The organism is Imbroritus primus (assembly GCF_964332355.1).
Taxonomy (GTDB): Bacteria; Pseudomonadota; Gammaproteobacteria; order Burkholderiales; family Burkholderiaceae; genus Imbroritus; species Imbroritus primus.
In genome coordinates, this window is sequence record NZ_OZ201293.1 from 261,075 (window position 1) to 282,561 (window position 21,487).

The window sequence follows — 21,487 nt, forward strand, 5'->3', positions numbered from 1 at the left end:
GTCACGAATCAGACCCGGGCAGCATGACAAGGGTTCCATGCCACCCGGGCCGGCATCAGGCAAAGTGCATCATTTTGTAAAGCGGATGACCGAGGCCTCGAAACCGGAACTTTGCAGGCGGTCGCGCGCCTTGTTCATGTCTTCGAGCTTCTTGTACGGACCCACGCGGACACGGTACAGCATGACGCCATTGACCTCGCGCTCGGTAATGGTCGATTCATAGCCCTGCATGGCCAGGTTGGCTTTCTGGCGGGCGGCATCGTCCTTCGAGCGGTAAGCGCCGATCTGCAGCAGATAGCCGATCTTGGCGTTGTCTTCCCGGGCGATCTCGGCGATCGGGTCGAACACCGGTTTTTCCGCCGGTTTTTCGGCGACCGGCTTGTCGGCCGGTTTTTCCGCCGGCTTGGCGGGCGGCTGCGAGGCCGGCGCCGTGCCGGCCACAGGCGGCACCGGACGTGTGCCTTCGGCGGGATGCGTGGCGTCCGGCGTGCGAGTGCTCGGCGTGGCGGGCACGCGGCTCCACAGCGGCTGGTTGGGATCGACCGGCTCCTGTTCCTGCTGGGCCTGCGGCTGGGGTAGCGGGGTCGCCACATTGCCCGGCGTGGATTTGGCCGGGGCGGCGGAGCGGAAGGGCGACGGTGCGCGGGTGATATACAGGGCGACGATGACGGCGATGGCCAGGCCGACGATCAGGCCGAGCACCAGCCCGAGGAAAGTGCCGCCGCGCTGCAGGGCGCGCCGGCCTGGCCGGTTCCGGTGGATCGGTCGTGTGCGTGTTGCGTGCATGAAATCCCTCATGTTCGTGTCACTCGATTATAGAGCGGCTGTCCGGCCGTGGACGCGGGCGCTACGCGCTTACATGCGCAGCGGCGCGGAAACGCCGATCACCGCCAGGCCATTACGCAACACTTGCCGGGTTGCGGCCAGCAAGGCCAGCCGGGCGTGGCGCACGCCCTCGTCGTCCACCAGGACGCGGTCGGCATTGTAGAAGGCGTGGAAGTCGCCCGCCAGGTCGCGCAGGTAGAACGCGACGGCGTGCGGCGCGAGTTCGTTGGCGGCATCGGCCAGCATCGACGGAAAATCGGCCAGGCGCTGGATCAGGGCGAGCGCCTGCGGGCTGGCATCGGCGCCGGTCACCGCGTCGAGGTCGGCACTGCCCAGGCTGGCGGCGTCGCCGCCCCACTGCTCGAACACCGAGCAGATGCGGGCGTGCGCATACTGGACGTAGTACACAGGGTTCTCGTCGTTCTGCTTCAGAGCCAGGTCGATATCGAACACGAATTCGGTATCGGCCTTGCGCGACAGCAGGAAGAAGCGCACGGCATCGCGGCCGCGCGTAAAGTGGGCGGGCCAGTGCTGCGGATCGGCCGCCATGGCCGCCTGGATGGTCTCGTCGCCGCCATTGCTCCATTCGATCAGGTCGCGCACCGTGACGTACGAGCCGGCGCGCTTGGATATCTTCACCTCCTCGCCGTTCTTCATGACGGTGACCATCTTGTGCAGCACATAGTCGGGATAGCCGGCCGGAATGCCGATATCCAGGCCCTGCAGGCCGGCGCGCACGCGTGCGATGGTGCCGTGGTGGTCGCTGCCCTGGATATTGATGACCTTGTGGAAACCGCGTTCCCACTTGGTCGTGTGGTACGCCACGTCCGGCACGAAATAGGTGTAGCCGCCGTCGGACTTGCGCATCACGCGGTCCTTGTCGTCGCCATCGTCGGTGGTGCGCAGCCACAGCGCGCCGTCCTGCTCGTAGGTCTTGCCCTGGGTGATCAGCTTTTGCACCGCGGCTTCGACCTTGCCATCGGTGTACAGCGACGATTCGAGGTAATAGTGGTCGAAACGCACGCCAAAGGCGCGCAGGTCGATGTCCTGCTCGTTGCGCAGGTAGGTCACGGCAAAGCGGCGGATCGATTCGAGATCGTCGACGTTGCCGGAAGCCGTCACCGGCGCGCCGTCCGACGCACTGACCGTCTTGCCGGCGAGGAAATCCTGGGCGATGTCGGCGATATAGTCGCCGTTGTAAGCGGCTTCAGGCCAGTCGGCCATGCCCGGCGCCAGGCCGCGGGCGCGTGCCTGCACGGAAATCGCCAGGTTCTGGATCTGCACCCCGGCATCGTTGTAGTAGAACTCGCGGTGCACGCGCCAGCCCTGCCAGGCCAGCAGGGTGGACAGTGCATCGCCCAGCGCGGCCTGGCGGCCGTGGCCGACGTGCAGGGGGCCAGTCGGGTTGGCGGAGACGAATTCCACCAGCACCGTGTCGCGTGGCGTTGCCGCCGCGCCGAAGCGGTCGCCTTCGGTCTGCACGGCACGCACGATGGCGGCGCGCGCTGCGGGCGCGAGGCGCAGGTTGATGAAACCCGGGCCGGCAATCTCGACACCACCGATCAGGCCGCTGGCGGCCGGATCGGCCTGCAGGGCGTCGGCGATGCGCTGAGCAAGCTCGCGCGGATTGGTCTTGAGGGGTTTGGCCAGCTGCAGGGCGATATTGCAGGCCACATCGCCATGTGCGGCGGCCTTGGGGCGCTCCAGCGTGATTGCAGGGGCTGGCGCGTCCGGCGCGACGTTCGCCACGGCGTTGGCGAACAGGGTGGCGATGGTCTGGTAATGAACAGGCAGCATGAGGGAATTCCCGACGCGCCGCGAGCGGCGCAACGTGATGAAATGACAAGACTGCGGATTTTATCAGGTGCTATGCTGCCTAACATGGACGGACCGCGTGGCGGCATCTCCGCAGCCATTGGTCACCGTACTGACAAGAAGAGGAAATACGCCATGTTGATTACTTTCAAATCGCGTGCAACGCAGGATCTGACCATGATGAACGACCTGGCGACGGTGTTGCTGGGTATTGTCGGCAAGCATGTCGGAGAGCGTGGAGTCATCACCCCGGCGGAAATGCCGGCGGCCATCCACAAGCTCGAACGTGCCGTGCGCGAGGACCGGGAGCGCCAGGGCGCGGCCGCGGCCGAGGCGACGGATGGCCATGAGGATGATGATCCCGTCGAGGAGCCGCTGCACCTCGGCCAGCGTGCCTTCCCCTTCCTGGACATGCTGCGGGAATCGCTGCGTGCCGATACCAATGTGATGTGGGGTGTCTGACTCGGTTTCCGAGCTCTCATGAAAAAACGGACGCCCGCAAGGGCGTCCATTGTCCCGACAAGCCAGGCCAGCTGGCCTGGTATGTCCCGTTATTCGCTGGAGAGCATGTCCGCCAGTTCGTCGGCGTGCTCCTCTTCCACCGCCAGAATGCCTTCCAGCATCCGCCGTGTCGTCGGGTCGCGATCGCCGAGATACTGGATCATCTCCAGGTAGCTTTCGATGGCAACGCGTTCCGCCACGAGGTTTTCGCGGATCATGTCCTTCAGCGAATCCCCTTCCACATACTCCGAGTGGCTGCGCGCCGCCAGGCCGTCCGGCGAGAAGTCCGGCTCGCCGCCGAGTTGCACGATACGGGCCGCGATCTGGTCGGCATGGGCCTGTTCTTCATCCGCGTGAACCTTGAACTCCGCCGCAATCGGCTCGGCATGGATGCCCTTGGCCATGAAATGGTGACGGCGGTAACGCAGCACGCAGACCAGTTCGGTCGCGAGCGCTTCGTTGAGCAGCTTCAGCACGGTATCACGGTCGGCGCCATAGTTGCCGGTCACGGCACCTTCCTCGATGTGCTTACGGGCGCGGGCGCGCAGCGTTTGCACGTCGCTGAGAAAGCCGGTGTCGGTTGGGCTCGTCTTATTCGTCATGGTGCGTCCCCGCTTTCGTCTGGCGCGAGCCGGCGAAGATCAGCCCAAGCAGGGCGCCCACGCCAGCGGCAATACCAATCGCCTTGAGCGGGGAGGCGCGGACCTGGCGCGCCGTTTCATCGGCACACCATGCGGCCTTGGCACGTGCCTGCTTGGCTTTATCGGAGGCAGCTTCGCGCAGGTCGTGTGCGCGGGCCTGCAGCGAATCGCGCAGCGCGCGGGCTTCGGCGCTTGTCTCCTGCTTCAGCGTGCCGGCGGCATGCTCGACATCGCGCAGCAGTTGCTGGATGTCCTCGCGGACTGGCTGCGCGGCTTCGCGGATGGCCGAGGTACTGTTGCGCGCGGCACCGCGCGCATGGCGTACGGCATCCTGGGCGGTCTGGGAAACCTGATCCATCTCTTCGCGTACACGCGTGTTCTTGAGTAGTGTCATGATGTCTTCCCGAAAATGAAGTGAAGGCGATCCCGTGGCATTCCGGGGTGGTCTGCGGCGAGAAGCCTCGAGGCCGCCGGCTTTGGCCGACGGGGCGAATGCGTTATCGCTTCATGAGTCCCATGAAGAAGGCGATCACCGCGATCACGATGAAGATGAAGAACAGGATCTTCGCGATCTCGGCTGCACCGGCAGCAATCCCGCCAAAGCCCAGCACAGCGGCAATGATGGCGATAACAAAGAAGATGACGGCATATCTCAGCATGGGGCAGGCTCCGGTAGATGTGGCTTTGTTATGGTTTTGGGCGCTCTGGCTTGCCAGGAAGACTTCCCGGCGGCGATGCGCTGGGCTGTTCTCGCGCCCGCCGCAGCGGGAACGAGAACAAATGGCGCGCTAATCCTTGACAGCCTTGAACACCGTGGCGCCGAGGACCAGGAACAGCACGAACAGGATCAGGAAGATGAAGAACAGGATCTTCGCGATGCCTGCGGCGCCGGCAGCGATTCCGGTGAACCCCAGCACGCCGGCGATCACGGAAATGATGGCAAATACGATTGCCCACTTCAGCATGATGATTCCCTCCGATGGTCGACCCCGCTTATGCAGGTATGGGTCTATCGTAGAGCGCAGGCCTATTTGCCTCCACACTTGGCGTTCCGATTCGCTTGTCAGCGTTTTCCTACAGCGGCCGGAGCCGCGCGGACGTTGACCCCCTCCGCTTTCTATGTTTCCATGCAAAGCCGGTCCGGCGTTGCCGGACAATATCTCCAGTTTTTCTATGCGCAGTTCCTTACGGACCACATTGCTGCTGGTCGGCGGTATTCTGCTGACCCTTGGCGTACTGATCGCCTCCGAAACCGGGAACAGCCGGCTGACCGAAGGGTATCGGCAGGTCATCCAGTCACAACAGGCACAAACGGCGATCAATGCGCTACTGGCGGAACTCGTGAATGCCGAGGCCGGGCAGCGCGGCTACCTCCTGACCGGCAACGAGGAGTATCTCGAACCCTACAATCTCGCCATTCCCAAGATCCGCACACTGGTGGCGGATGTTGGCAACCACTACCGTACCAGTCCGGCCGAACTGACGCAGTTCAATGCCATCGCCGGCCTGATTGACCGCAAGCTGACCGAGATGGAGTTGACGTTGATCTACGGTAAGCGCGATCTGCAGGTGGCGCTCGATCTGGTACGGACTGATTTTGGCAAGCAGTCACTCGACGGCATTCGGCGCGGACTGGCCGAACTCTATGGGCATGAGGCCGTGAAGGTGTCGCGCAGCCTGGCCTTTGCCGATCGCGATCTGATGCTGGCGCGCTGGGGCATCGCGCTTATCACGGCGCTGAACATCGTGTTGCTGGTGGTGCTTGGCATGCAATACGCGCGTCGGCTCGCCCAGGCCGAAGAAGAGCATGAGCGGCTTTCGCAGGAAAGCCAGTTTCTCGATCGGCTGGTACGCCAGCGCACCAGCCAGCTATCGGATCTGGCCGCTCACCTGCAGCGCGTTACCGAAGAAGAAAAGACACGCCTGTCGCGGGAGCTGCATGATGAACTTGGGGCCTTGCTGACTGCCACCAAACTCGACCTGCACTGGGTGCGCGGCAAGATCGCCAAGCTGGACCCCGCGCCGGCGGAGGTGCTCGACAAACTCAAGCGGGTTGTATCGCATGTCGACCAAGGTATCCAGATCAAGCGGAGGCTGATCGAAGACCTGCGGCCGACGGTGTTGCTGAACTTCGGCATATGCGAGGCCGTGCAGCAACTGGTGGAAGAAGTCGGGGCGCGCAATGGCTGGGAAACCGCGGTCAAGCTGCCGGAAGACATGCCGCCGCTGACGACCGACGCCGCCATTGCGCTCTACCGGATCGTGCAGGAGTCCATGACCAACGCGTCGAAGTACGCCGGCGCGACGCGCGTGGAGATCGAACTTCGCTGCACGGACGAGGTGATCCGGCTGACGGTGCGCGACAACGGCAAGGGATTCATGCCTGACCGCGAGGCCGACCGCCAGGCCGGCCACCACGGCCTGCTCGGCATGGAACAGCGGGCAATCGCCCTGGGTGGCTGGCTGCAGGCCGATTCCCGGCCGGCGCAGGGTGTCGTGGTCGTGGTCGAACTGCCGCGGGCGTCATGCGTGCAGCCAGTTGTACCCGACGGTGCCGAGGCAGGGCTGCCGGTGGGCGACAACTCCTCGCGCGATAACCCGGCGTGAAACGGCCTGCGGGACCGCTGTGGTCGCAACGACGAGGCAACGGGGAACAACGGCAGGAAGACTGATACGACAAGGGACCCCGAAGGGTCCCTTGCGTCATGCATGTGACAGGCGATGACGATCGCCTGCCTGGGTGCGTATTACATCTTCTGCTTCGTTTCCTGTGCGGTGCCCTGCAGCTTCTCACCGCCACGTTCGATGTCTTTCCCTGCTCCAGCGATTGTGTTGCAGCCACCCAGGAAAATACCAGCCAGCGCGAATACAGCGATCAGTTTCTTCATCAGATTTCTCCTTGCTGTTGTTGTGATGCCGCGCTTGCAGCATCGGGAAAACCATAAGCCTGCTCTGCAGGCCCATCCGTCAGCCACCGGTTAATGCGGTTGCGTGGTGCTTTGCGCATACTCCTCGATGACGCGAAAGATCTGTTCCATTTCGAGCGATTTGTCGAAGAAATAGTTCGCTCCGGCATCGACGCACTGCTTGCGGTACGTCGCCACATGCGCATGGTTGGTATAGACGATGCGGATGCCAGGGGCGCTCTGGTTCTGCAGCATCTTCAGAACGTTGACACCATTTCCCTGACGCAGCTGGAGGTCGACGATGACAATCTCCGGGTGCGTCTGCGCGAACTTGCGCAGAGCGAGCTGCTCGGTGTCAGCCCACTCGATCTGTTCGACGAACGACAGCGCCTCGAGATACTCCATCAGCATGTCTCGCAACACTGGAGAATCTTCGATCAGCAGCACGCGTACGCCGCGCGGGGAGTTTGTCACAGCTTGTTCCAGCATGGTCAAAGCTTAGCGCCCGGGAAACTGCAGCGGTATCGGTTTTTGTCCTACAGCCCGCATGGAGCCTTGCTTTGCGTTCGGATGCCAGACTTTGGTGTGGGGCGCGCCGAGGTTACTCCACCAGCCCGTTCTTGATTGCGTAATACGTCAGATCGGCGTTCGATTTCATGCCCATCTTTTCAAGGATACGGGTGCGATAGGTGCTGACTGTCTTGACACTCAGGAATAGTTCGTCGGCGATGACGGAAACTGACTGGCCACGCGAGAGCTTGCAGAAAATCTGGAATTCCCGTTTTGAGAGATTCTGGTGCAGAGGTTGATTGGTCGGCTTTTCAAGGCCGCCGATCAGCAGGTCTGCCACCGCCGGGCTCACGTAGCGGCGTCCCTGCGAGACCGTGCGGATCGCCTTGACCAGTTCATCCGGCGCGCTCTCTTTCGTCAGGTAGCCGCTGGCGCCGGCGCGAATCAGGTTGATGGCGTACTGATCCTCGGGGAACGTCGAAAGGATCAGCACCGGGAGATCGGGATGGCGCTGCCGGATCAGCTTGAGCGTGTCGATACCGTTGCGATCCGGCATCGAGATGTCGAGCACCACCACATCGAACGCACCAGGCTCCTGGAGGCTCTCCATCACCTCATCTCCGCTGCCTGCTTCGCCGGCGACTTCGATATCGGGTTCATCGGACAGAAATTGCCTGAGTCCCGCGCGGACGATCTCGTGATCGTCGGCAATCAAAACACGAATCATGCTGCTCCTTCCTGACTGCATCGGCCGCCTTGGTACACATAGGCGAGCTCTACTATATGGAGTGACTGCTGCGGATACATTGTAGCGTTCGCCAACCGATCTGCGCAGTCATCCGCCAAAAATGAAAAGCGCCGGACGTACCGGCGCTCGGAGGGAGGGGGCGGGTTCGCTTACTGCGTCACGCCGGCTTCGGTGCCTGCCTTGGCGGAACCACTGAGCTTGCTAGTCTCGGTCGCGCCTTTCTTGTGCAGCTTCTTGCCGGTCTTGCTGGCATCCTTGATCGTGCCTTTCGTGTCGGCATGCGCGCCTTGATGTGCGTCGGCGTTCAGGTCGGCCTTGGTACCGCCCTTGGTTTCGGCGGTTGCGCCTGCGCTCAGTTGTGCATCGGCTGCCGGGGCTGCATTGTGTGCCGCGGAGGCGGTCTTGCCTAGCGTCGAGTGTGCCATGCCATTCGCGGCGCGCGCGGTTTCGCTGGCTTGCTGCGAGAGTGTACTGGTGGTGCCGCTCACGGTTTTGCCGACACCTTCGGCAGCGCTGCCCACGGTCGGCGCGGCAGCCGGGATCGGCGCGGCGATTTGGCCGTCGGCCTTGAGGGCGGCACCGACGCCTTGAGCTGCAGCCAGGGAAGATGCGGTCACAAAGGCCAGCGCGGAAATCGACAGCAGAATCTTCTTCATACAAGCTCCTTTCAAGAGAGAGACCCTCGCGGGAGGCGAGGACCTGACACCGATGGTTTCGATGTGAGGTTGAGTCTATGAAAGGGCGGCGTTGAGGGATGTAATGGCTTGTAATGGAGTGTAAAAGAACGCGTGCACGAGGGTGTCCGCGCTGGCCTGTCATTCGGCCATGCCGCAACGCCAGACAGACCCCGGCGGCGGCAGGCGAAAGAGATTCCGTTACAGATTCGGTGCGAGTGCGCGCAGGATGTCGTCGCGGTTCGCGTGGCGGCGGGCCACGATGTCATCCACCTGGTCCGGCCCGATCTTGCCGGTGGTGTAGTACACCGCGTCGGGGTGCGAGAGATAGAAGCCGCTAACGGATGATGCGGGCATCATGGCCAGCGAGTCGGTGACGCTCATGCCGATCTCGGCCGCGTTCAGCACCTCGAACATCGGCAGCTTCACTGTATGCTCCGGGCAGGCCGGATAACCTGGCGCCGGACGGATGCCGCGATACTGTTCGCCGATCAGCGCCTCGTTGTCGAGCTGTTCGTCGGGTGCGTAGCCCCACAGGTCCTTGCGCACGCGTGCGTGCAGGGCTTCCGCAAATGCCTCGGCGAGACGGTCGGCCAGCGCCTTGAGCATGATCGAGCTGTAGTCGTCGAGGTTCTTCTCGAACTCGGCTTCCTTCTTTTCGATGCCGATGCCGGCGGTGACGGCGAACATGCCGATGTAGTCCGCCACGCCGCTGTCCTTGGGCGCGATGAAGTCGGCGAGGCAGCGGTTCGGCCGGCGTATGCCGTCGACGACCGGACGCTCCGTCTGCTGGCGGATGTTGTGCCAGGTCAGTGCAACTTCGCTGCGTGAGTCGTCAGTGTAGATTTCGATGTCGTCATCGTTGACGGTATTGGCCGGCAGCATCATCAGCACGCCGTTGGCCGTCAGCCAGCGGCCCTGGATCAGGCGCTCCAGCATGTTACGGGCATCGTCGTACACGCGCCGCGCGGATTCGCCGACCACCTCGTCCTTGAGGATGGCCGGAAATTTGCCGGCCAGGTCCCAGGTTTGGAAGAACGGCGTCCAGTCGATGTAGTTTGCCAATTCGGCCAGGTCGTAGTTGCGGAATACGCGGCGGCCAATGAATTTCGGACGCGGCGGCGTGTAGGCGGACCAGTCGATGCGGTACTTGTTGGCGCGTGCGTCGGCCAGCGACACCAGTGGTGTTTCCTTGCGGTTGGCGTGCTGCTTGCGCACGCGTTCGTATTCGGTGCGGATCTCGTCGATATACTGCGCGGCGCCTTCGTCCGACAGCAGGCTCGATGCCACGCTCACGGAGCGCGAGGCGTCCGGCACGTAGATGACCGGGCCGTCGTAGTTCGGGGCGATCTTCACGGCGGTGTGCACGCGCGACGTCGTGGCGCCGCCGATCAGCAGCGGCAACTGCTGGTCGCGGAAATAGGCGTCGCGCTGCATTTCGGAGGCGACATAGGCCATTTCCTCCAGCGATGGCGTGATCAGGCCCGACAGGCCGACGATGTCCGCGCCTTCTTCCTTGGCCTTGGCGAGGATCTCGTTGCACGGAACCATCACGCCCATGTTGATGACTTCGAAGTTGTTGCACTGGAGCACTACGGTCACGATGTTCTTGCCGATATCGTGCACGTCGCCCTTGACCGTCGCCATGACGATCTTGCCGCGCGGCTTGACGTCGCCGCCGGCTTCGGCGAGCAGGCGCTTCTCTTCCTCGATGAAAGGCACCAGGTGGGCCACGGCCTGCTTCATCACGCGCGCGGATTTCACCACTTGCGGCAGGAACATCTTGCCCTGGCCGAACAGGTCGCCGACGATGTTCATGCCATCCATCAGCGGCCCTTCGATGACGTGGATCGGGCGGCCGCCGGTGGCGGCGATTTTCTGGCGCGCTTCTTCGGTGTCGTCGACGATGTAGTTGGTGATGCCATGCACCAGCGCATGCGCGAGGCGCTTCTCGACCGGCGCATTGCGCCACTCGAGGTTCTCTTCTTTCTTTGCCGCGCCGGCCTTGTAGCGGTCGGCGATCTCGAGCAGGCGGTCAGTGCTGTCGGGGCGGCGGTTGAGCACCACGTCCTCGACGCGTTCGCGCAGCTCGGCATCGAGATCGTCATACACGCCGACCATGCCGGCATTGACGATGCCCATGTCCATGCCGGCCTGGATCGCGTGGTACAGGAACACGGTGTGGATCGCCTCGCGTACCGCATCGTTGCCACGGAACGAGAAACTGACGTTCGAGACGCCCCCGCTCACGTGCGCATGCGGCAGGTGCTCGCGAATCCAGCGCGTGGCATTGATGAAATCGACCGCGTAGTTGTTGTGCTCCTCGATGCCCGTGGCGATGGCGAAGATGTTCGGGTCGAAGATGATGTCTTCCGGCGGGAAGCCGACTTCGTTCACAAGGATGTCGTAGCTGCGTTTGCAGATTTCGGTCTTGCGCTCGAAGGTGTCAGCCTGGCCTTTCTCGTCGAAGGCCATCACTACCGTGGCGGCGCCATAACGGCGCAGCAGCGTGGCGTAATGGCGGAACGGCTCCTCGCCTTCCTTGAGCGAGATCGAGTTGACGATGGCCTTGCCCTGCACGCATTTCAAACCGGCTTCGATCACCTCCCATTTGGACGAGTCGATCATGATCGGCACGCGTGCGATATCCGGCTCGGAGGCGATGAGGTTGAGGAAGCGCACCATGGCCGCCTTCGAGTCAAGCATGGCTTCGTCCATGTTTACATCGATGACCTGCGCGCCGTTTTCGACCTGCTGCCGTGCCACGGCCAGCGCTTCGTCGAACTGGCCGTTCAGGATCATGCGGGCGAAGGCCTTGGAGCCGGTGACGTTGGTCCGTTCACCAACGTTTACGAACAACGTGTCGGGACCGACGTTGAAGGGCTCGAGGCCTGACAGGCGCATCAGGCGGATCGGGTCGGACGGGTGCTGGGCGGTGGTCATGGTGTGGGGCTCTGTGATTCTGTCGGGCCGCGCCAGGCTGGCGCGGGCGCTCGCGCCATCAGGCGGCGTCGCGGTATTGGCTGGGCCAGGCGCGCGGCTTGCGGTTGGCGACGCGTGCCGCGATGGCCGCGATGTGTTCGGGGGTGGTGCCGCAGCAGCCGCCTACCAGGTTGACGAGTCCGGCAGAGGCGAATTCGTCGACCAGCGAAGAGGTCGTCTCCGGCGTTTCGTCGAAGCCTGTGTCGCTCATCGGATTCGGCAGGCCGGCGTTTGGATAGCACGAGACCGCCACGTCGCAGATCTTGGACAGTTCCGCGATGTAGGGGCGCATCAGCGCTGCACCCAGGGCGCAGTTGAGGCCGAAGGTGATGGGTCGCGCATGGCGCAGGCTGTTCCAGAAGGCTTCCACGGTCTGGCCAGACAGGATGCGGCCGGAGGCGTCGGTGACGGTACCGGAAATCATTACCGGCAGGCGCTCGCCTGTGTCCTCGAACAACTGGTCGATGGCGAACAGCGCGGCCTTGGCATTGAGCGTGTCGAAGATGGTTTCCACCAGGAATACATCCGCGCCGCCGTCGAGCAGGCCCTTGCCCTGTTCGTAATAGGCGTCACGCAGCGTATCGAAGTTGACGTTGCGCGCGCCGGGGTCGTTCACGTCGGGCGAAATGCTGGCGGTCTTGGGCGTTGGGCCGAACGCGCCAGCCACGAACCGCGGCTTGTCCGGCGTGGTGAAGGCATCGCACGCCGCGCGCGCCAGTTCGGCCGACACGCGGTTCATCTCGTAGGCCAGGTCGGCCATCTCGTAGTCGGCCTGGGCGACGGTGGTGGCGCCGAAGGTATTGGTCTCGATCAGATCTGCACCGGCCGCCAGGTACTGGTCGTGGATCTCACGGATGATCTGCGGCTGCGTCAGACTGAGCAACTCATTGTTGCCTTTCACGTCGTGCGCGAAATCGGCGAAACGCTCGCCGCGATATTGGGCTTCGGACAGCTTGTAGCGCTGGATCATCGTGCCCATCGCCCCATCAAGGATCAGGATGCGGTCACGCAGCAGCGCGGGCAGCTGGGCAGCACGGGTATAGGGGCGATTGGCAGGCGACATGCGGGAACTCCAGGAAAGCCGTGATTTTACCAGTCCGGACCCCGCTGCGCCTGTAGCCGGGCGGTGCAGGGTACACTTCCGTCTCAACAGTATGATGCGCCGGAGACGCCATGAAGCACATGACCCCCAAGGAAGCGTTCGCATTCCTGCAAGCCACCCCTCAAGCCCTGTTCATCGACGTGCGTAGCGAAATGGAGCATCTTTTCGTGGGACACCCGGCGGGGGCGCACCATGTGTCATGGAATGACGGCCCCGACTGGGAGGTCAATCCGCACTTCGTCCAGATGGTGCGCAAACTGGCGGGCCACGGCGATGCGCGGCCGATCGTACTGATCTGCCGCAGCGGCAACCGCTCGCTGGCTGCTGGCGCGGCGCTGGAGGAAGCGGGCTTCACGGCCATCACGAATGTCACGCATGGCTTCGAGGGCGACCTGGACGCACACCGCCACCGCAATTCGGTCAATGGCTGGCGCTTCGACGGGCTGCCCTGGGAACAGTATTGATCGGGATACGCGCCTGAGGTTGTGATGCGCCAGGCTTGCCGGCGCGCCGCGCGCAGTTGCGGCGGATGCGCGCCAGCCAGCAGGCCGGCGTTCATCCGCGCGGGTGACGGGTCAGTGCACGACCACCGGCTGCAGCATGACGGTATCGAAGCGGGCAAGGAAGTCGTCTACCTCCTCCTCGGTCGGTTCGCTGGCGATCAGCTTGCGCACATCTTCGCGGAAATGCTCGGCGAGCTTGCCGCCGAGATAGATCTCGCGGTTCAGGTGCTTGCCGACGATTTCATAGCCTGCTGTGGATTGCGCACCGTCCTGCATGTCTGCCCCGAATTCGACGACGTAGTAGTTGTCGCTGTTGTAGATCATCTGCATGGCACACTCCTCGGATACGGATTCGCGGCATTGCCGGAGGCATTCCGCGCTATTGCTGCCTATCTGGGGACGCCGGGACGTTCTTCAAGGGCGTCTGCACTGCCGCGCCTGCCGCGGATCGCGATTGCTGCGTGCGCACTTCCGTTGTACGCCACAGCGCGCAAAAAAGGGGCGTTCTGCGACACTTGCTTGCAGTCTTGACGTTTTGTCACAACGATTTATCACTCCCTGCCCTGCCAGACGAGTTCGAACTGCAGGCCGTTCGGTTCGGTCTGGCGCAGCCGCGCAGGCATCCAGCCCAGGCTTTCCGCCAGCCAGACCTCCACCACCCGCCGGTCGTCGGCGTGACGCGGCAGTCGCACGAAGTGCCGCGCCTGTACGTTGCGCCCGCCTGCCACAGCCACGCTTTCCTCGCCGACGAATTGCACGCGAATGGCTTCCGCGTCGCGTGTATCGACGACCTGGAAGGGAAGCGTGTCCCCCGGCGTGGCGTACCGTTGCGCGGCCCCGCGCAGGAGCCCGACCATCTGCATGAAAACGCTGAAGCGGTCCTGCATCCCGGGTGTCAAAGGGACGCTGCCGCCGTTGCGCGAGAAGGTCACGGCCGAAGTGCCGCCGGGTCGCGTGCCGCGCTCGAAGGTGGCGGTGGCCGGGTCGCGCCGGCCGCGAATCTCGGTATAGCGGTCCGGGGCCAGTCCGTAAGCGTCGATATGACCGGTGCTCTGGAAGGCGTAGCGGCCGAGAAAGGGAATGCTGGTCTCGACCTCCATCGCGTACTGCTTGCCGTCGGTAGTCCAGCGCAACGTGCCGTTCTGGTTGCGGATGCCGTTGACGTACGTGTCGTAGCGCAAGGCCGTGGAGGGCGGCAGGGCGAAATGCGCCGCATCGTCCGGGGCGCCAGCCGGGCGAACGGCGGCCGGTGCGGGCGGAGCGGGCGGTACGGAAGCAGCCGGCGGCTCGCCGGACTCCGATGCCGCTGTGTCGGTGCCGGACGGCGCGGTGGCAACCGCCGGTTGCTCGGGCGCCGGCGCGGGTTTCGCAGCTTCGCGTGGCGCGGCTGGCTTGTGAGGTGGTGTCACCTTCACCGGAGCGGGCGGGGCCGGCGGCGATAGCAGGTGGGCTTCGACGATGCGCGCGGCGTCGAGGATCCGGGCGGGCGCGGGCAGGCGTCCGAGCCATCCAAGCACGAGCAGGTGGAGTGCGATGACGGCCGCCGCGACCAGCGCCCAGCGGCCAGCCGTGCGCCAGCGCTTAGCCATGATGGTGCTGCCGCATAGACTGGTGCGCGTATCGCCGCGCTAGCGCCTCGAACACGCACACCACATGGCTGTGCCGGATGGCGCGCAACACGGAGAGTGGCAGGTGACTCATATACGCCATAGTGTAGACTTTCTGCGCGCACCGGGACGGCCCCCGGGGCTGGCCGCCGGCCACCGGTTCAGGCCGCAGCGCATCACTCTGGATCTGGAAGCATCATGAAACTTGCCACACTCAAGGACGGTTCCCGCGACGGACAGCTCGTGGTCGTCTCCCGCGATCTCAAGACCGCGCAGTTCGCCACGGCAGTCGCCGGTACGCTGCAGCGCGCACTCGATGACTGGAGTTTCTTTGCGCCGCAGCTCGAGGATATCTACCAGGCGTTGAACCAGGGACGCGCCCGCCATCCTTTTCCCTTCGATCCGACGCAGTGCATGGCGCCGCTGCCGCGTGCCTACCAGTGGGCCGACGGCTCGGCCTACGTCAATCATGTCGAACTCGTGCGCAAGGCGCGTGGCGCAGAAATGCCGCCGGAGTTCTGGGTGGATCCGCTTATGTACCAGGGCGGGTCCGATGATTTCCTCGGGCCGCGCGATGACATCATCTGCCGTAGCGAAGAGCATGGCATCGACTTCGAAGGCGAGGTAGCAGTGGTGACCGGCGACGTACCGATGGGGAGTACCGCCGGGCAGGCGGCGCAGCAGATCCGCTTGCTCATGCTGGTCAATGATGTGTCGCTGCGCAACCTGATTCCCGGCGAGTTGGCCAAGGGATTTGGCTTTTTCCAGAGCAAACCTGCCTCGGCCTTTTCGCCGGTCGCCGTGACACCTGACGAACTGGGCCCGGCGTGGCGCGACAGCAAGGTGCACCTGCCGCTCACCGTGCACTGGAACGGACGCAAGGTTGGCGCGCCGGACTGCGGTACCGACATGGTGTTCGACTTTGGCCAGCTGATTGCGCATATCGCCAAGACGCGCAATGTGCGCGCCGGCAGCATCGTCGGCTCGGGCACGATCTCCAATGTCGACCGCAGCAAGGGTTACTGCTGTATTGCCGAGCAGCGCATGCTGGAGATCATCGACACGGGCGCACCCGTCACGCCGTTCATGCGCTTTGGCGACACGGTGCGCATCGAAATGTTCGATGCGCAGGGCACGTCAGTGTTCGGGGCAATCGAGCAGACGGTCGAGGCTTCCGAAAACACCTGAACCATGGCCGGTACGTGTACGCGCAGATCGCGCCGCCCCCTGCCGCGTGATGCGCGCGTACGCCCGATGCCTTGATCCTGCCAAGGGTTTTCCCGTGACTGCCTGTTCCGCTATGCTGTTGTGAGTCGTCGAGCGGAGGGGTGCAAATGTTTGGACAGATGCCGGATTTCAGCAACAGCTTCGATATGCTGCGCAAGATGTGGGAACAGTCCGCCATGCCGGCCGGCCTGATGCCGGGCATGAGCGGTTTTGGTACGCCGCCGGTTAGCCTCGATGAGCTGGAAAAACGTATCCAGGATCTCAAGGCCGTGGAAAGCTGGCTGCAGCTCAACGTCAACCTGCTGCGCTCCACCATCCAGGGCCTGGAAGTGCAGCGGGCCACGCTGGTCGCGTTGCAAACCTTCGGCGCCACACTTTCGCCCGAGGCCATGCAGGCTACGATGGCACGCATGGCAGAGCGCCAGGGTGGTGCGACCGAGCCGTCCCAACCCTCCAGACCGCCCGAAGGGGCTCCTGCCGCGCCGAAGCAGGCGCCGCAGGAGCCAATGCCGGAGCCTGCATCCGAACCGGCTGCAGATGCCGCCTCGGCAGAGACGGCGGATGCTGCCGCTGCCGGGAAAACGCCGGACAACGTAGCTGACAACGCAGCGCTCTGGTGGAATCTGCTGCAGCAGCAGTTCAACCAGATCGCCAGTTCGGCGGCTGCGGCCACGATGCCACCGTTCGGCGGTGTTGCGGCGGGCTCCGGGTATGAGGCGGGCCGGCGTGGTGCTGCTCCCCGCAAGACGACAACTCGAGAGGGAGCGCAGCAGTTTGCCGGGGCGGCGCCAGCATCGCCAGCGTCCACGGCCAAGCCTGCCAAAAAGTCGACAACAAAGCCGACAGCAAAATCGTCGCTGAAGTCCGCTGCCCGGCCGTCGTCCGATACCTCTTCCACCAAGCGCGCCGTCAAACGGCCGCCCGCATGACAACCACCGCGCTTGTTCTGACCGGTGGCGGTGCGCGCGCGGCCTATCAGGCCGGCGTGCTGCGGGGGCTGGCGGCGCTGATGCCACCAGAGACCGGGCCGGCATCGCCATTCCGCATCCTGTGCGGCACCTCGGCGGGTGCCATCAACGCCGGCGCGCTGGCAGCATCATCGGGCGATTTCCGGGCCGCCGTCGATGGCCTTGCGGCGCTCTGGAGCAACATCCATGCGGCCGATATCTATCGCACCGGCGTGGGCAGCATCAGTGTCAGCGGCGCCCGCTGGCTGAGCGCCATGGCGCTCGGCTGGATGCTGCGGCGCGGGCCGCGCTCCCTGTTCGACAATGCGCCGCTCGGCGAGATGCTTGAGCGCCTGCATCGCCCCGATGCGATTGCCGAAGGGTTGCGCGCCGGTACGCTGCAGGCGCTGGCGATTACGGCGCTGAGCTACTCTACGGGGCGGCATGTCACGTTCTATCAGGCCCACCGCTCGATCCAGCCTTGGCGGCGTTCGCAGCGTGAGGCCGAGGTGGCGGAGATCACCCCTGCCCACATGCTGGCATCGAGTAGCATTCCGTTCCTGTTTCCCGCCATTCCGATCCAGTGTGGCGGCCGCGAAGAGCATTTCGGCGATGGCACGATCCGGCAGATCTCTCCGCTGAGTCCGGCGATCCATCTCGGGGCGTCGCGCATCATGGCAATTGGCTCGGCCTCGCGCTACCGCCCGGGCTGGTACGACACCGTGCCGGCGGGCGGCTATCCCTCGCTCGCGCAGATCGGCGGGCAGGCCCTCGCGAGTATTTTTCTCGACGGATTGACAGTCGATATCGAACGTTTACAGCAGATCAATGGTCTATTGGCTCGCGCTCCCGAACTTGTGGACAGCGTGGCCGGCTGGCGGCCGATCGAAGTGATGGTGATGGAGCCCAGCGAGCGCCTGGAGGTGATCGCCGCGCGCCATCTGAAGTATCTGCCGCGCACCGTCCGAGCGCTGCTGGCGCCGCTCGGTGGCACGGAGGCGCGCGGCGCGGCATTCGCCAGCTACCTGCTGTTCGAGCCGGAGTTCACGAACGAACTGATGGCGCTGGGCGAGCACGATGCACTGCAAAGGGCGGATGAGTTGCGGGCGTTTCTCTACGGCGTCGTGCCGCCACCGACGGCCGGCTGAGGCCTCTGTAATCTCCATGCCGGCAGGCCACGCCGGCCTCCCGGCCTCCGCGCGGCGCTGCATCCATGTGCCGTTGGCGTTTCCTGGCACGGGATGGTTCCGCAACAGAATCAGCAGGACGGCGATATTTCCGGGGGGGAGTGCGCCAGTCTGGTAAAATAATCAAATGTTTTCAAAGGCTTACCATGCTCTATCCTGAATTGTTCAAATCGTTGGAAGCAGTCCGTTGGAATATGGAGAAGGACATCGCCTGGGATCAGTTCGATTCCAGCCTGTTGTCCGAAGACCAGGCCCGTACCATCAAGATGAATGCCATCACCGAATGGTCCGCGCTCCCGGCCACTGAAATGTTCTTGCGCGACAACCGCCATGATTCGGACTTTTCCGCGTTCATGAGCATCTGGTTCTTCGAGGAACAGAAGCATTCGCTGGTACTGATGGAGTACTTGCGCCGTTTCCGTCCCGATCTCGTGCCGACAGAAGCCGAACTCCACGCCGTGCGTTTCGAGTTCGACCCCGCGCCGCCGCTGGAAACGCTGATGCTGCATTTCTGTGGCGAGATCCGCCTGAACCACTGGTACCGCCGCGCCTCGGAGTGGCACACGGAACCGGTCATCAAGCAGATCTACAAGCACCTCTCGCAGGATGAGGCACGTCATGGCGGCGCCTACCTGCGCTACATGAAAAAATACCTGGCCCAGTTCGGCGATAGCGCGCGTGCCGCGTTTGCCAAGATCGGCGTGCTGATGGCCGCGGCGCGTCGTACCGACAAGCCGCTGCACCCGACCAACCTGCACGTCAACAAGGCGCTGTTCCCGAACGACACCATCCAGTCGCGCCTGCCGGATCCGGAATGGCTTGAACACTGGCTCGACGAGCAGATCCGCTTCGACGAGGGTTGGGAGAAGAAGGTGATCGAGCGCATTCTGCACAATATGTCGCTGCTGTTCGAGCGCACGTTCGAAAGCGTGCAGGACCTGAATCGCTACCGCAAGGAACTGAACGCCCGGTTGCTGGCCACTGGCGAGGTTGCGGCTGCCTGATTGGCGCGGCGTGCCGTGCTGTGGCGCTGACGCGCGCCGCACGTTCCGGCCGGCGCGGCCAGCGCGCGTCGATTGACCCTTCGTCCACTTGCTGACCCCACTGTCTGCGATGACCTTTGCCGCACCCTTATTCGAACGCAAGATCGTTTGCCTCGACACCCCCGAGGCGGAGGCCGACCTGACGCGTCGCCTTGCCGGATTGCCGCGCCCGCTGGTATTCACCAACGGCGTGTTCGACATCCTGCACCGGGGCCACGTCACCTATCTGGCGCAGGCGCGAGCGCTGGGCGGCGCGCTTGTCGTTGGCGTCAACAGCGACGCGTCGGTACGCATGCTGGGCAAGGGCGATGACCGTCCGGTCAACGCCGAAGCCGATCGCATGGCTGTGCTCGCGGCGCTGGAGGCGGTTGATCTGGTGGTGATGTTCACCGACAAGACGCCGGTGTCGCTGGTATCACGCGTGCATCCCGACATCTACGTCAAGGGCGGCGACTACGATATCGACGCGCTCGAGGAAACCCGCATCGTACGCACGTGGGGTGGATCGGCGGTTGCCATTCCGTTCCTGCACGACCGGTCCACGACCACGCTGCTCAAGCGCGTGCGCAACGCGGGCTGAGGATGACCGCGACCGCAGACGCGCCTGGGCGCGGCTGTGGTTTGTGGCATCCGAATCTTTTGCTTTTTCCCGGATTATCCGTCTGCCCGGCATGGCGCCGGCGCAGCCAGCTTGTGGCGCTTGGCGAGTGCTGCGAGACGCGCCGCCACGTCCTCGTTGGCGTCGTGCACCTGCACCCAGATGCGAGCCGGGCTGCGCGGGTCGGGCGTGATCTCGGCCTCGACCTGTTTGGCGCGCAGCTCTGTCAGCCGCCGTTGGGCACGCACCGGGTCCCGGAACACGCCGAGCGACACGGTATGGGTGCCCGCCTGCGAGTCGCTGACGATGGAGACATCCTCTACGGATTTGTCGTGCAGCGCGGCCACGGCCCGTTCCGCCGCAGGGCGTTCCGCAAAGGGCGGCAACCTCACCCATAGCCGCTCGCTGTCATGCCGCTCGACCTGACGCCACTGTCCATCCGCAAACTGTGCGCGCAAGGCGCCGAGCTCGTCGCTGGCGGCCTGCCATTGGGCCTTGCTCCACCCGCCCAGTTCGAGACAGTTTCCAGTGCTGTCTGCCGGTGCGCTACTGGCTTCGGCGACTGTCTCCGTTGCGGAGGCTCCGGCTGCGGGCACGTCGGAAGCGGGCGCATCGGAGGCGGGCAACAGAACAATGGCCTCGCGATGCTGCTGCGCCGCCAGCCGCTCCGGCTCGCGCATTTCCTGAAATGTCGCTGGCAGCCACGGCATGCCCAGGATGCTGCCGAGCAGCAGCCCATTGATTGCCAGCAGCAACAGCAGCCAGAGCATCTTGCGTTTCATGCGGATGGGTCTCCCACGAAAGTGGCCGACGGGGTGGCTGGATGGGTGGCCAGATGTGCAAGCCCGGCCAGCACCAGATTGTCATACTGCGTGTATGGCAGCGTGAGCGCGGCTGCCAGCGCATCGCTTGCTCCACCGCTGAGGATGCAGCGCGGCCTGATGGGCGTGGTACTGGAAGCCAGATCCGCAAGCAAGCGTTCCCATGCCAGCTGGATCGCGCCGCACTGGGCGCTCAGGCAGCCGAGGGCGATGGCATCCTGCGTGTTGTCGGCCCATGCCGGCAGGGGGGGCGTGATGGCCGGCACGTCCGGCAACTGCGCCGTACCGCGTGCCAGCGAACGCGTCATCAACGACAGTCCCGGCAGGATCATGCCGCCACGGAACATGCCATCCGCCGTGATCACGTCGAGCGTGGTGGCCGTGCCTGCGGTGACTACCAGCAGGGGCGTGCCCGGCCACAACGCACGCGCGCCGATGGCGCTCACCCAGCGGTCGGCGCCGAGTTGCGTGGGATTGCGATAGCCGTTGCGCATGCCCGCTGCTGCGGCGCTCGAGGCAACGGGGTGCCACTGGGCGTCATGCGCAAAGGCTGCGGCTGCCTGTGCCCGCAAGGCAATGTCGACGGCTGGGCCGGCGACGTTGCACAGCCAGATCGCGACGGGTTTGTCCACCGGGGCCGCAGCGCGCCACGAGGCTGACGCCTGAGCGGCCGCAGCGCTGTCTGCATGGGCGTAGGGTGTGCCGGCGGCAACGCTGCCGTCGCGCTGCAGCCAGCCCCATTTGACCCGGGTATTGCCCGCGTCGATCAGCAGGGTGGCGGTGCCGGTCCCGGCGTGGACCGTGTGGTCTGTGTCCATGCCAGTGCTCATGCTGGTACTCATGCGCTGGT

General features: G+C 64.2%; 24 protein-coding genes. 8 read left to right on the forward strand and 16 right to left on the reverse strand.

Translation table 11 applies throughout. From position 1 onward, the window contains the following. Nucleotides 1–69: 69 nt before the first annotated feature. Both ACQ3C8_RS01125 and argS read right to left on the reverse strand, forming a co-directional pair. Nucleotides 70–786: an SPOR domain-containing protein gene (locus ACQ3C8_RS01125; protein WP_428852167.1), complete on the reverse strand. Its 717-nt coding sequence runs from the start codon at nucleotides 784–786 to the stop codon at nucleotides 70–72. 69 nt (nucleotides 787–855) lie between these two features. Further along, the gene (gene argS / locus ACQ3C8_RS01130; protein ID WP_009520970.1) at nucleotides 856–2,622 is read right to left on the reverse strand and encodes an arginine--tRNA ligase; all 1,767 of its coding nucleotides are present in this window, start codon (nucleotides 2,620–2,622) and stop codon (nucleotides 856–858) included. Between the two features lie 153 nt (nucleotides 2,623–2,775). Between argS and ACQ3C8_RS01135 the strand changes: the two genes are divergently transcribed. Next, the gene (locus ACQ3C8_RS01135) at nucleotides 2,776–3,102 is read left to right on the forward strand and encodes a DUF1840 domain-containing protein (protein ID WP_009520971.1); all 327 of its coding nucleotides are present in this window, start codon (nucleotides 2,776–2,778) and stop codon (nucleotides 3,100–3,102) included. 89 nt (nucleotides 3,103–3,191) lie between these two features. Here the strand turns inward: ACQ3C8_RS01135 and ACQ3C8_RS01140 are convergent, their stop codons facing one another. The 4 genes from ACQ3C8_RS01140 to ACQ3C8_RS01155 all read right to left on the reverse strand — a co-directional run bounded on the left by ACQ3C8_RS01140 (nucleotide 3,192) and on the right by ACQ3C8_RS01155 (nucleotide 4,747). Further along, nucleotides 3,192–3,743 carry a ferritin-like domain-containing protein gene (locus tag ACQ3C8_RS01140; RefSeq protein WP_428852168.1) on the reverse strand — a complete coding sequence of 184 codons (552 nt, stop codon included), beginning with the start codon at nucleotides 3,741–3,743 and terminating at the stop codon, nucleotides 3,192–3,194. After that, complete coding sequence (locus tag ACQ3C8_RS01145; protein ID WP_428852169.1) at nucleotides 3,733–4,176, reverse strand: DUF883 family protein; 444 nt, start codon at nucleotides 4,174–4,176, stop codon at nucleotides 3,733–3,735. Before ACQ3C8_RS01145 ends, ACQ3C8_RS01140 begins: the two co-directional genes overlap by 11 nt. 103 nt (nucleotides 4,177–4,279) lie before the next feature. Continuing rightward, entirely contained in the window at nucleotides 4,280–4,441 is a 162-nt protein-coding gene (locus ACQ3C8_RS01150; RefSeq protein WP_009520974.1) for a DUF1328 domain-containing protein, read from the reverse strand. 129 nt (nucleotides 4,442–4,570) lie between these two features. Beyond that, nucleotides 4,571–4,747 (reverse strand): DUF1328 family protein, encoded by a 177-nt coding sequence (locus ACQ3C8_RS01155; RefSeq protein ID WP_009520975.1) that lies wholly within the window; start codon nucleotides 4,745–4,747, stop codon nucleotides 4,571–4,573. A 208-nt stretch (nucleotides 4,748–4,955) separates the two neighbouring features. Here ACQ3C8_RS01155 and ACQ3C8_RS01160 point away from each other — a divergent pair, with 208 nt between their 5' ends. Continuing rightward, the gene (locus tag ACQ3C8_RS01160) at nucleotides 4,956–6,389 is read left to right on the forward strand and encodes a sensor histidine kinase (RefSeq protein WP_428852170.1); all 1,434 of its coding nucleotides are present in this window, start codon (nucleotides 4,956–4,958) and stop codon (nucleotides 6,387–6,389) included. Between the two features lie 140 nt (nucleotides 6,390–6,529). Here ACQ3C8_RS01160 and ACQ3C8_RS01165 read toward each other — a convergent pair whose 3' ends face one another. The 6 genes from ACQ3C8_RS01165 to ACQ3C8_RS01190 all read right to left on the reverse strand — a co-directional run bounded on the left by ACQ3C8_RS01165 (nucleotide 6,530) and on the right by ACQ3C8_RS01190 (nucleotide 12,665). Next, nucleotides 6,530–6,670, reverse strand: coding sequence for an entericidin A/B family lipoprotein (locus ACQ3C8_RS01165; RefSeq protein WP_009520977.1), 141 nt, complete (start codon nucleotides 6,668–6,670; stop codon nucleotides 6,530–6,532). 90 nt (nucleotides 6,671–6,760) lie between these two features. Next, on the reverse strand, nucleotides 6,761–7,177 hold the full coding sequence (locus ACQ3C8_RS01170; protein WP_009520978.1) for a response regulator: 417 nt from the start codon (nucleotides 7,175–7,177) through the stop codon (nucleotides 6,761–6,763). A gap of 112 nt (nucleotides 7,178–7,289) precedes the next feature. Continuing rightward, on the reverse strand, nucleotides 7,290–7,925 hold the full coding sequence (locus ACQ3C8_RS01175) for a response regulator (protein WP_009520979.1): 636 nt from the start codon (nucleotides 7,923–7,925) through the stop codon (nucleotides 7,290–7,292). Nucleotides 7,926–8,095: 170 nt separating this feature from the next. Further along, nucleotides 8,096–8,602 (reverse strand): hypothetical protein, encoded by a 507-nt coding sequence (locus ACQ3C8_RS01180; RefSeq protein ID WP_428852171.1) that lies wholly within the window; start codon nucleotides 8,600–8,602, stop codon nucleotides 8,096–8,098. Between the two features lie 219 nt (nucleotides 8,603–8,821). Further along, nucleotides 8,822–11,563 carry a methionine synthase gene (gene metH, locus ACQ3C8_RS01185; protein ID WP_428852172.1) on the reverse strand — a complete coding sequence of 914 codons (2,742 nt, stop codon included), beginning with the start codon at nucleotides 11,561–11,563 and terminating at the stop codon, nucleotides 8,822–8,824. 58 nt (nucleotides 11,564–11,621) lie between these two features. Next, on the reverse strand, nucleotides 11,622–12,665 hold the full coding sequence (locus ACQ3C8_RS01190; RefSeq protein WP_009520982.1) for a homocysteine S-methyltransferase family protein: 1,044 nt from the start codon (nucleotides 12,663–12,665) through the stop codon (nucleotides 11,622–11,624). A 110-nt stretch (nucleotides 12,666–12,775) separates the two neighbouring features. Here ACQ3C8_RS01190 and ACQ3C8_RS01195 point away from each other — a divergent pair, with 110 nt between their 5' ends. Then, nucleotides 12,776–13,168 carry a rhodanese-like domain-containing protein gene (locus tag ACQ3C8_RS01195; RefSeq protein WP_009520983.1) on the forward strand — a complete coding sequence of 131 codons (393 nt, stop codon included), beginning with the start codon at nucleotides 12,776–12,778 and terminating at the stop codon, nucleotides 13,166–13,168. Between the two features lie 111 nt (nucleotides 13,169–13,279). Here ACQ3C8_RS01195 and ACQ3C8_RS01200 read toward each other — a convergent pair whose 3' ends face one another. Together ACQ3C8_RS01200 and ACQ3C8_RS01205 are read right to left on the reverse strand one after the other, a co-directional pair. Further along, nucleotides 13,280–13,537, reverse strand: coding sequence for a BTH_I0359 family protein (locus ACQ3C8_RS01200; RefSeq protein WP_009520984.1), 258 nt, complete (start codon nucleotides 13,535–13,537; stop codon nucleotides 13,280–13,282). Nucleotides 13,538–13,758: 221 nt separating this feature from the next. Then, complete coding sequence (locus tag ACQ3C8_RS01205; protein WP_428852173.1) at nucleotides 13,759–14,796, reverse strand: DUF3108 domain-containing protein; 1,038 nt, start codon at nucleotides 14,794–14,796, stop codon at nucleotides 13,759–13,761. 216 nt (nucleotides 14,797–15,012) lie between these two features. Here ACQ3C8_RS01205 and ACQ3C8_RS01210 point away from each other — a divergent pair, with 216 nt between their 5' ends. The 5 genes from ACQ3C8_RS01210 (at nucleotide 15,013) to rfaE2 (ending at nucleotide 19,798) form a co-directional block, all read left to right on the forward strand. After that, a complete protein-coding gene (locus ACQ3C8_RS01210) occupies nucleotides 15,013–16,002 on the forward strand; it encodes a fumarylacetoacetate hydrolase family protein (RefSeq protein WP_428852174.1) in 990 nt (329 codons plus the stop codon). A gap of 146 nt (nucleotides 16,003–16,148) precedes the next feature. Next, the gene (locus ACQ3C8_RS01215; RefSeq protein WP_428852175.1) at nucleotides 16,149–16,970 is read left to right on the forward strand and encodes a PhaM family polyhydroxyalkanoate granule multifunctional regulatory protein; all 822 of its coding nucleotides are present in this window, start codon (nucleotides 16,149–16,151) and stop codon (nucleotides 16,968–16,970) included. Next, a complete protein-coding gene (locus tag ACQ3C8_RS01220) occupies nucleotides 16,967–18,136 on the forward strand; it encodes a patatin-like phospholipase family protein (protein ID WP_009520988.1) in 1,170 nt (389 codons plus the stop codon). The genes ACQ3C8_RS01215 and ACQ3C8_RS01220 overlap by 4 nt, the downstream gene beginning before the upstream one ends. A 185-nt stretch (nucleotides 18,137–18,321) precedes the next feature. Further along, nucleotides 18,322–19,179, forward strand: a complete 858-nt coding sequence (locus ACQ3C8_RS01225) for a ferritin-like domain-containing protein (protein ID WP_428852176.1) — start codon at nucleotides 18,322–18,324, stop codon at nucleotides 19,177–19,179. 109 nt (nucleotides 19,180–19,288) lie between these two features. Then, nucleotides 19,289–19,798, forward strand: a complete 510-nt coding sequence (gene rfaE2 / locus ACQ3C8_RS01230; RefSeq protein ID WP_009520990.1) for a D-glycero-beta-D-manno-heptose 1-phosphate adenylyltransferase — start codon at nucleotides 19,289–19,291, stop codon at nucleotides 19,796–19,798. A 74-nt stretch (nucleotides 19,799–19,872) separates the two neighbouring features. Here rfaE2 and ACQ3C8_RS01235 read toward each other — a convergent pair whose 3' ends face one another. Together ACQ3C8_RS01235 and ACQ3C8_RS01240 are read right to left on the reverse strand one after the other, a co-directional pair. Continuing rightward, nucleotides 19,873–20,598 (reverse strand): SPOR domain-containing protein, encoded by a 726-nt coding sequence (locus ACQ3C8_RS01235; protein WP_428852177.1) that lies wholly within the window; start codon nucleotides 20,596–20,598, stop codon nucleotides 19,873–19,875. Continuing rightward, nucleotides 20,595–21,455 (reverse strand): type III pantothenate kinase, encoded by an 861-nt coding sequence (locus ACQ3C8_RS01240; RefSeq protein ID WP_428853009.1) that lies wholly within the window; start codon nucleotides 21,453–21,455, stop codon nucleotides 20,595–20,597. The genes ACQ3C8_RS01235 and ACQ3C8_RS01240 overlap by 4 nt, the downstream gene beginning before the upstream one ends. Between the last annotated feature and the right edge of the window lie 32 nt (nucleotides 21,456–21,487).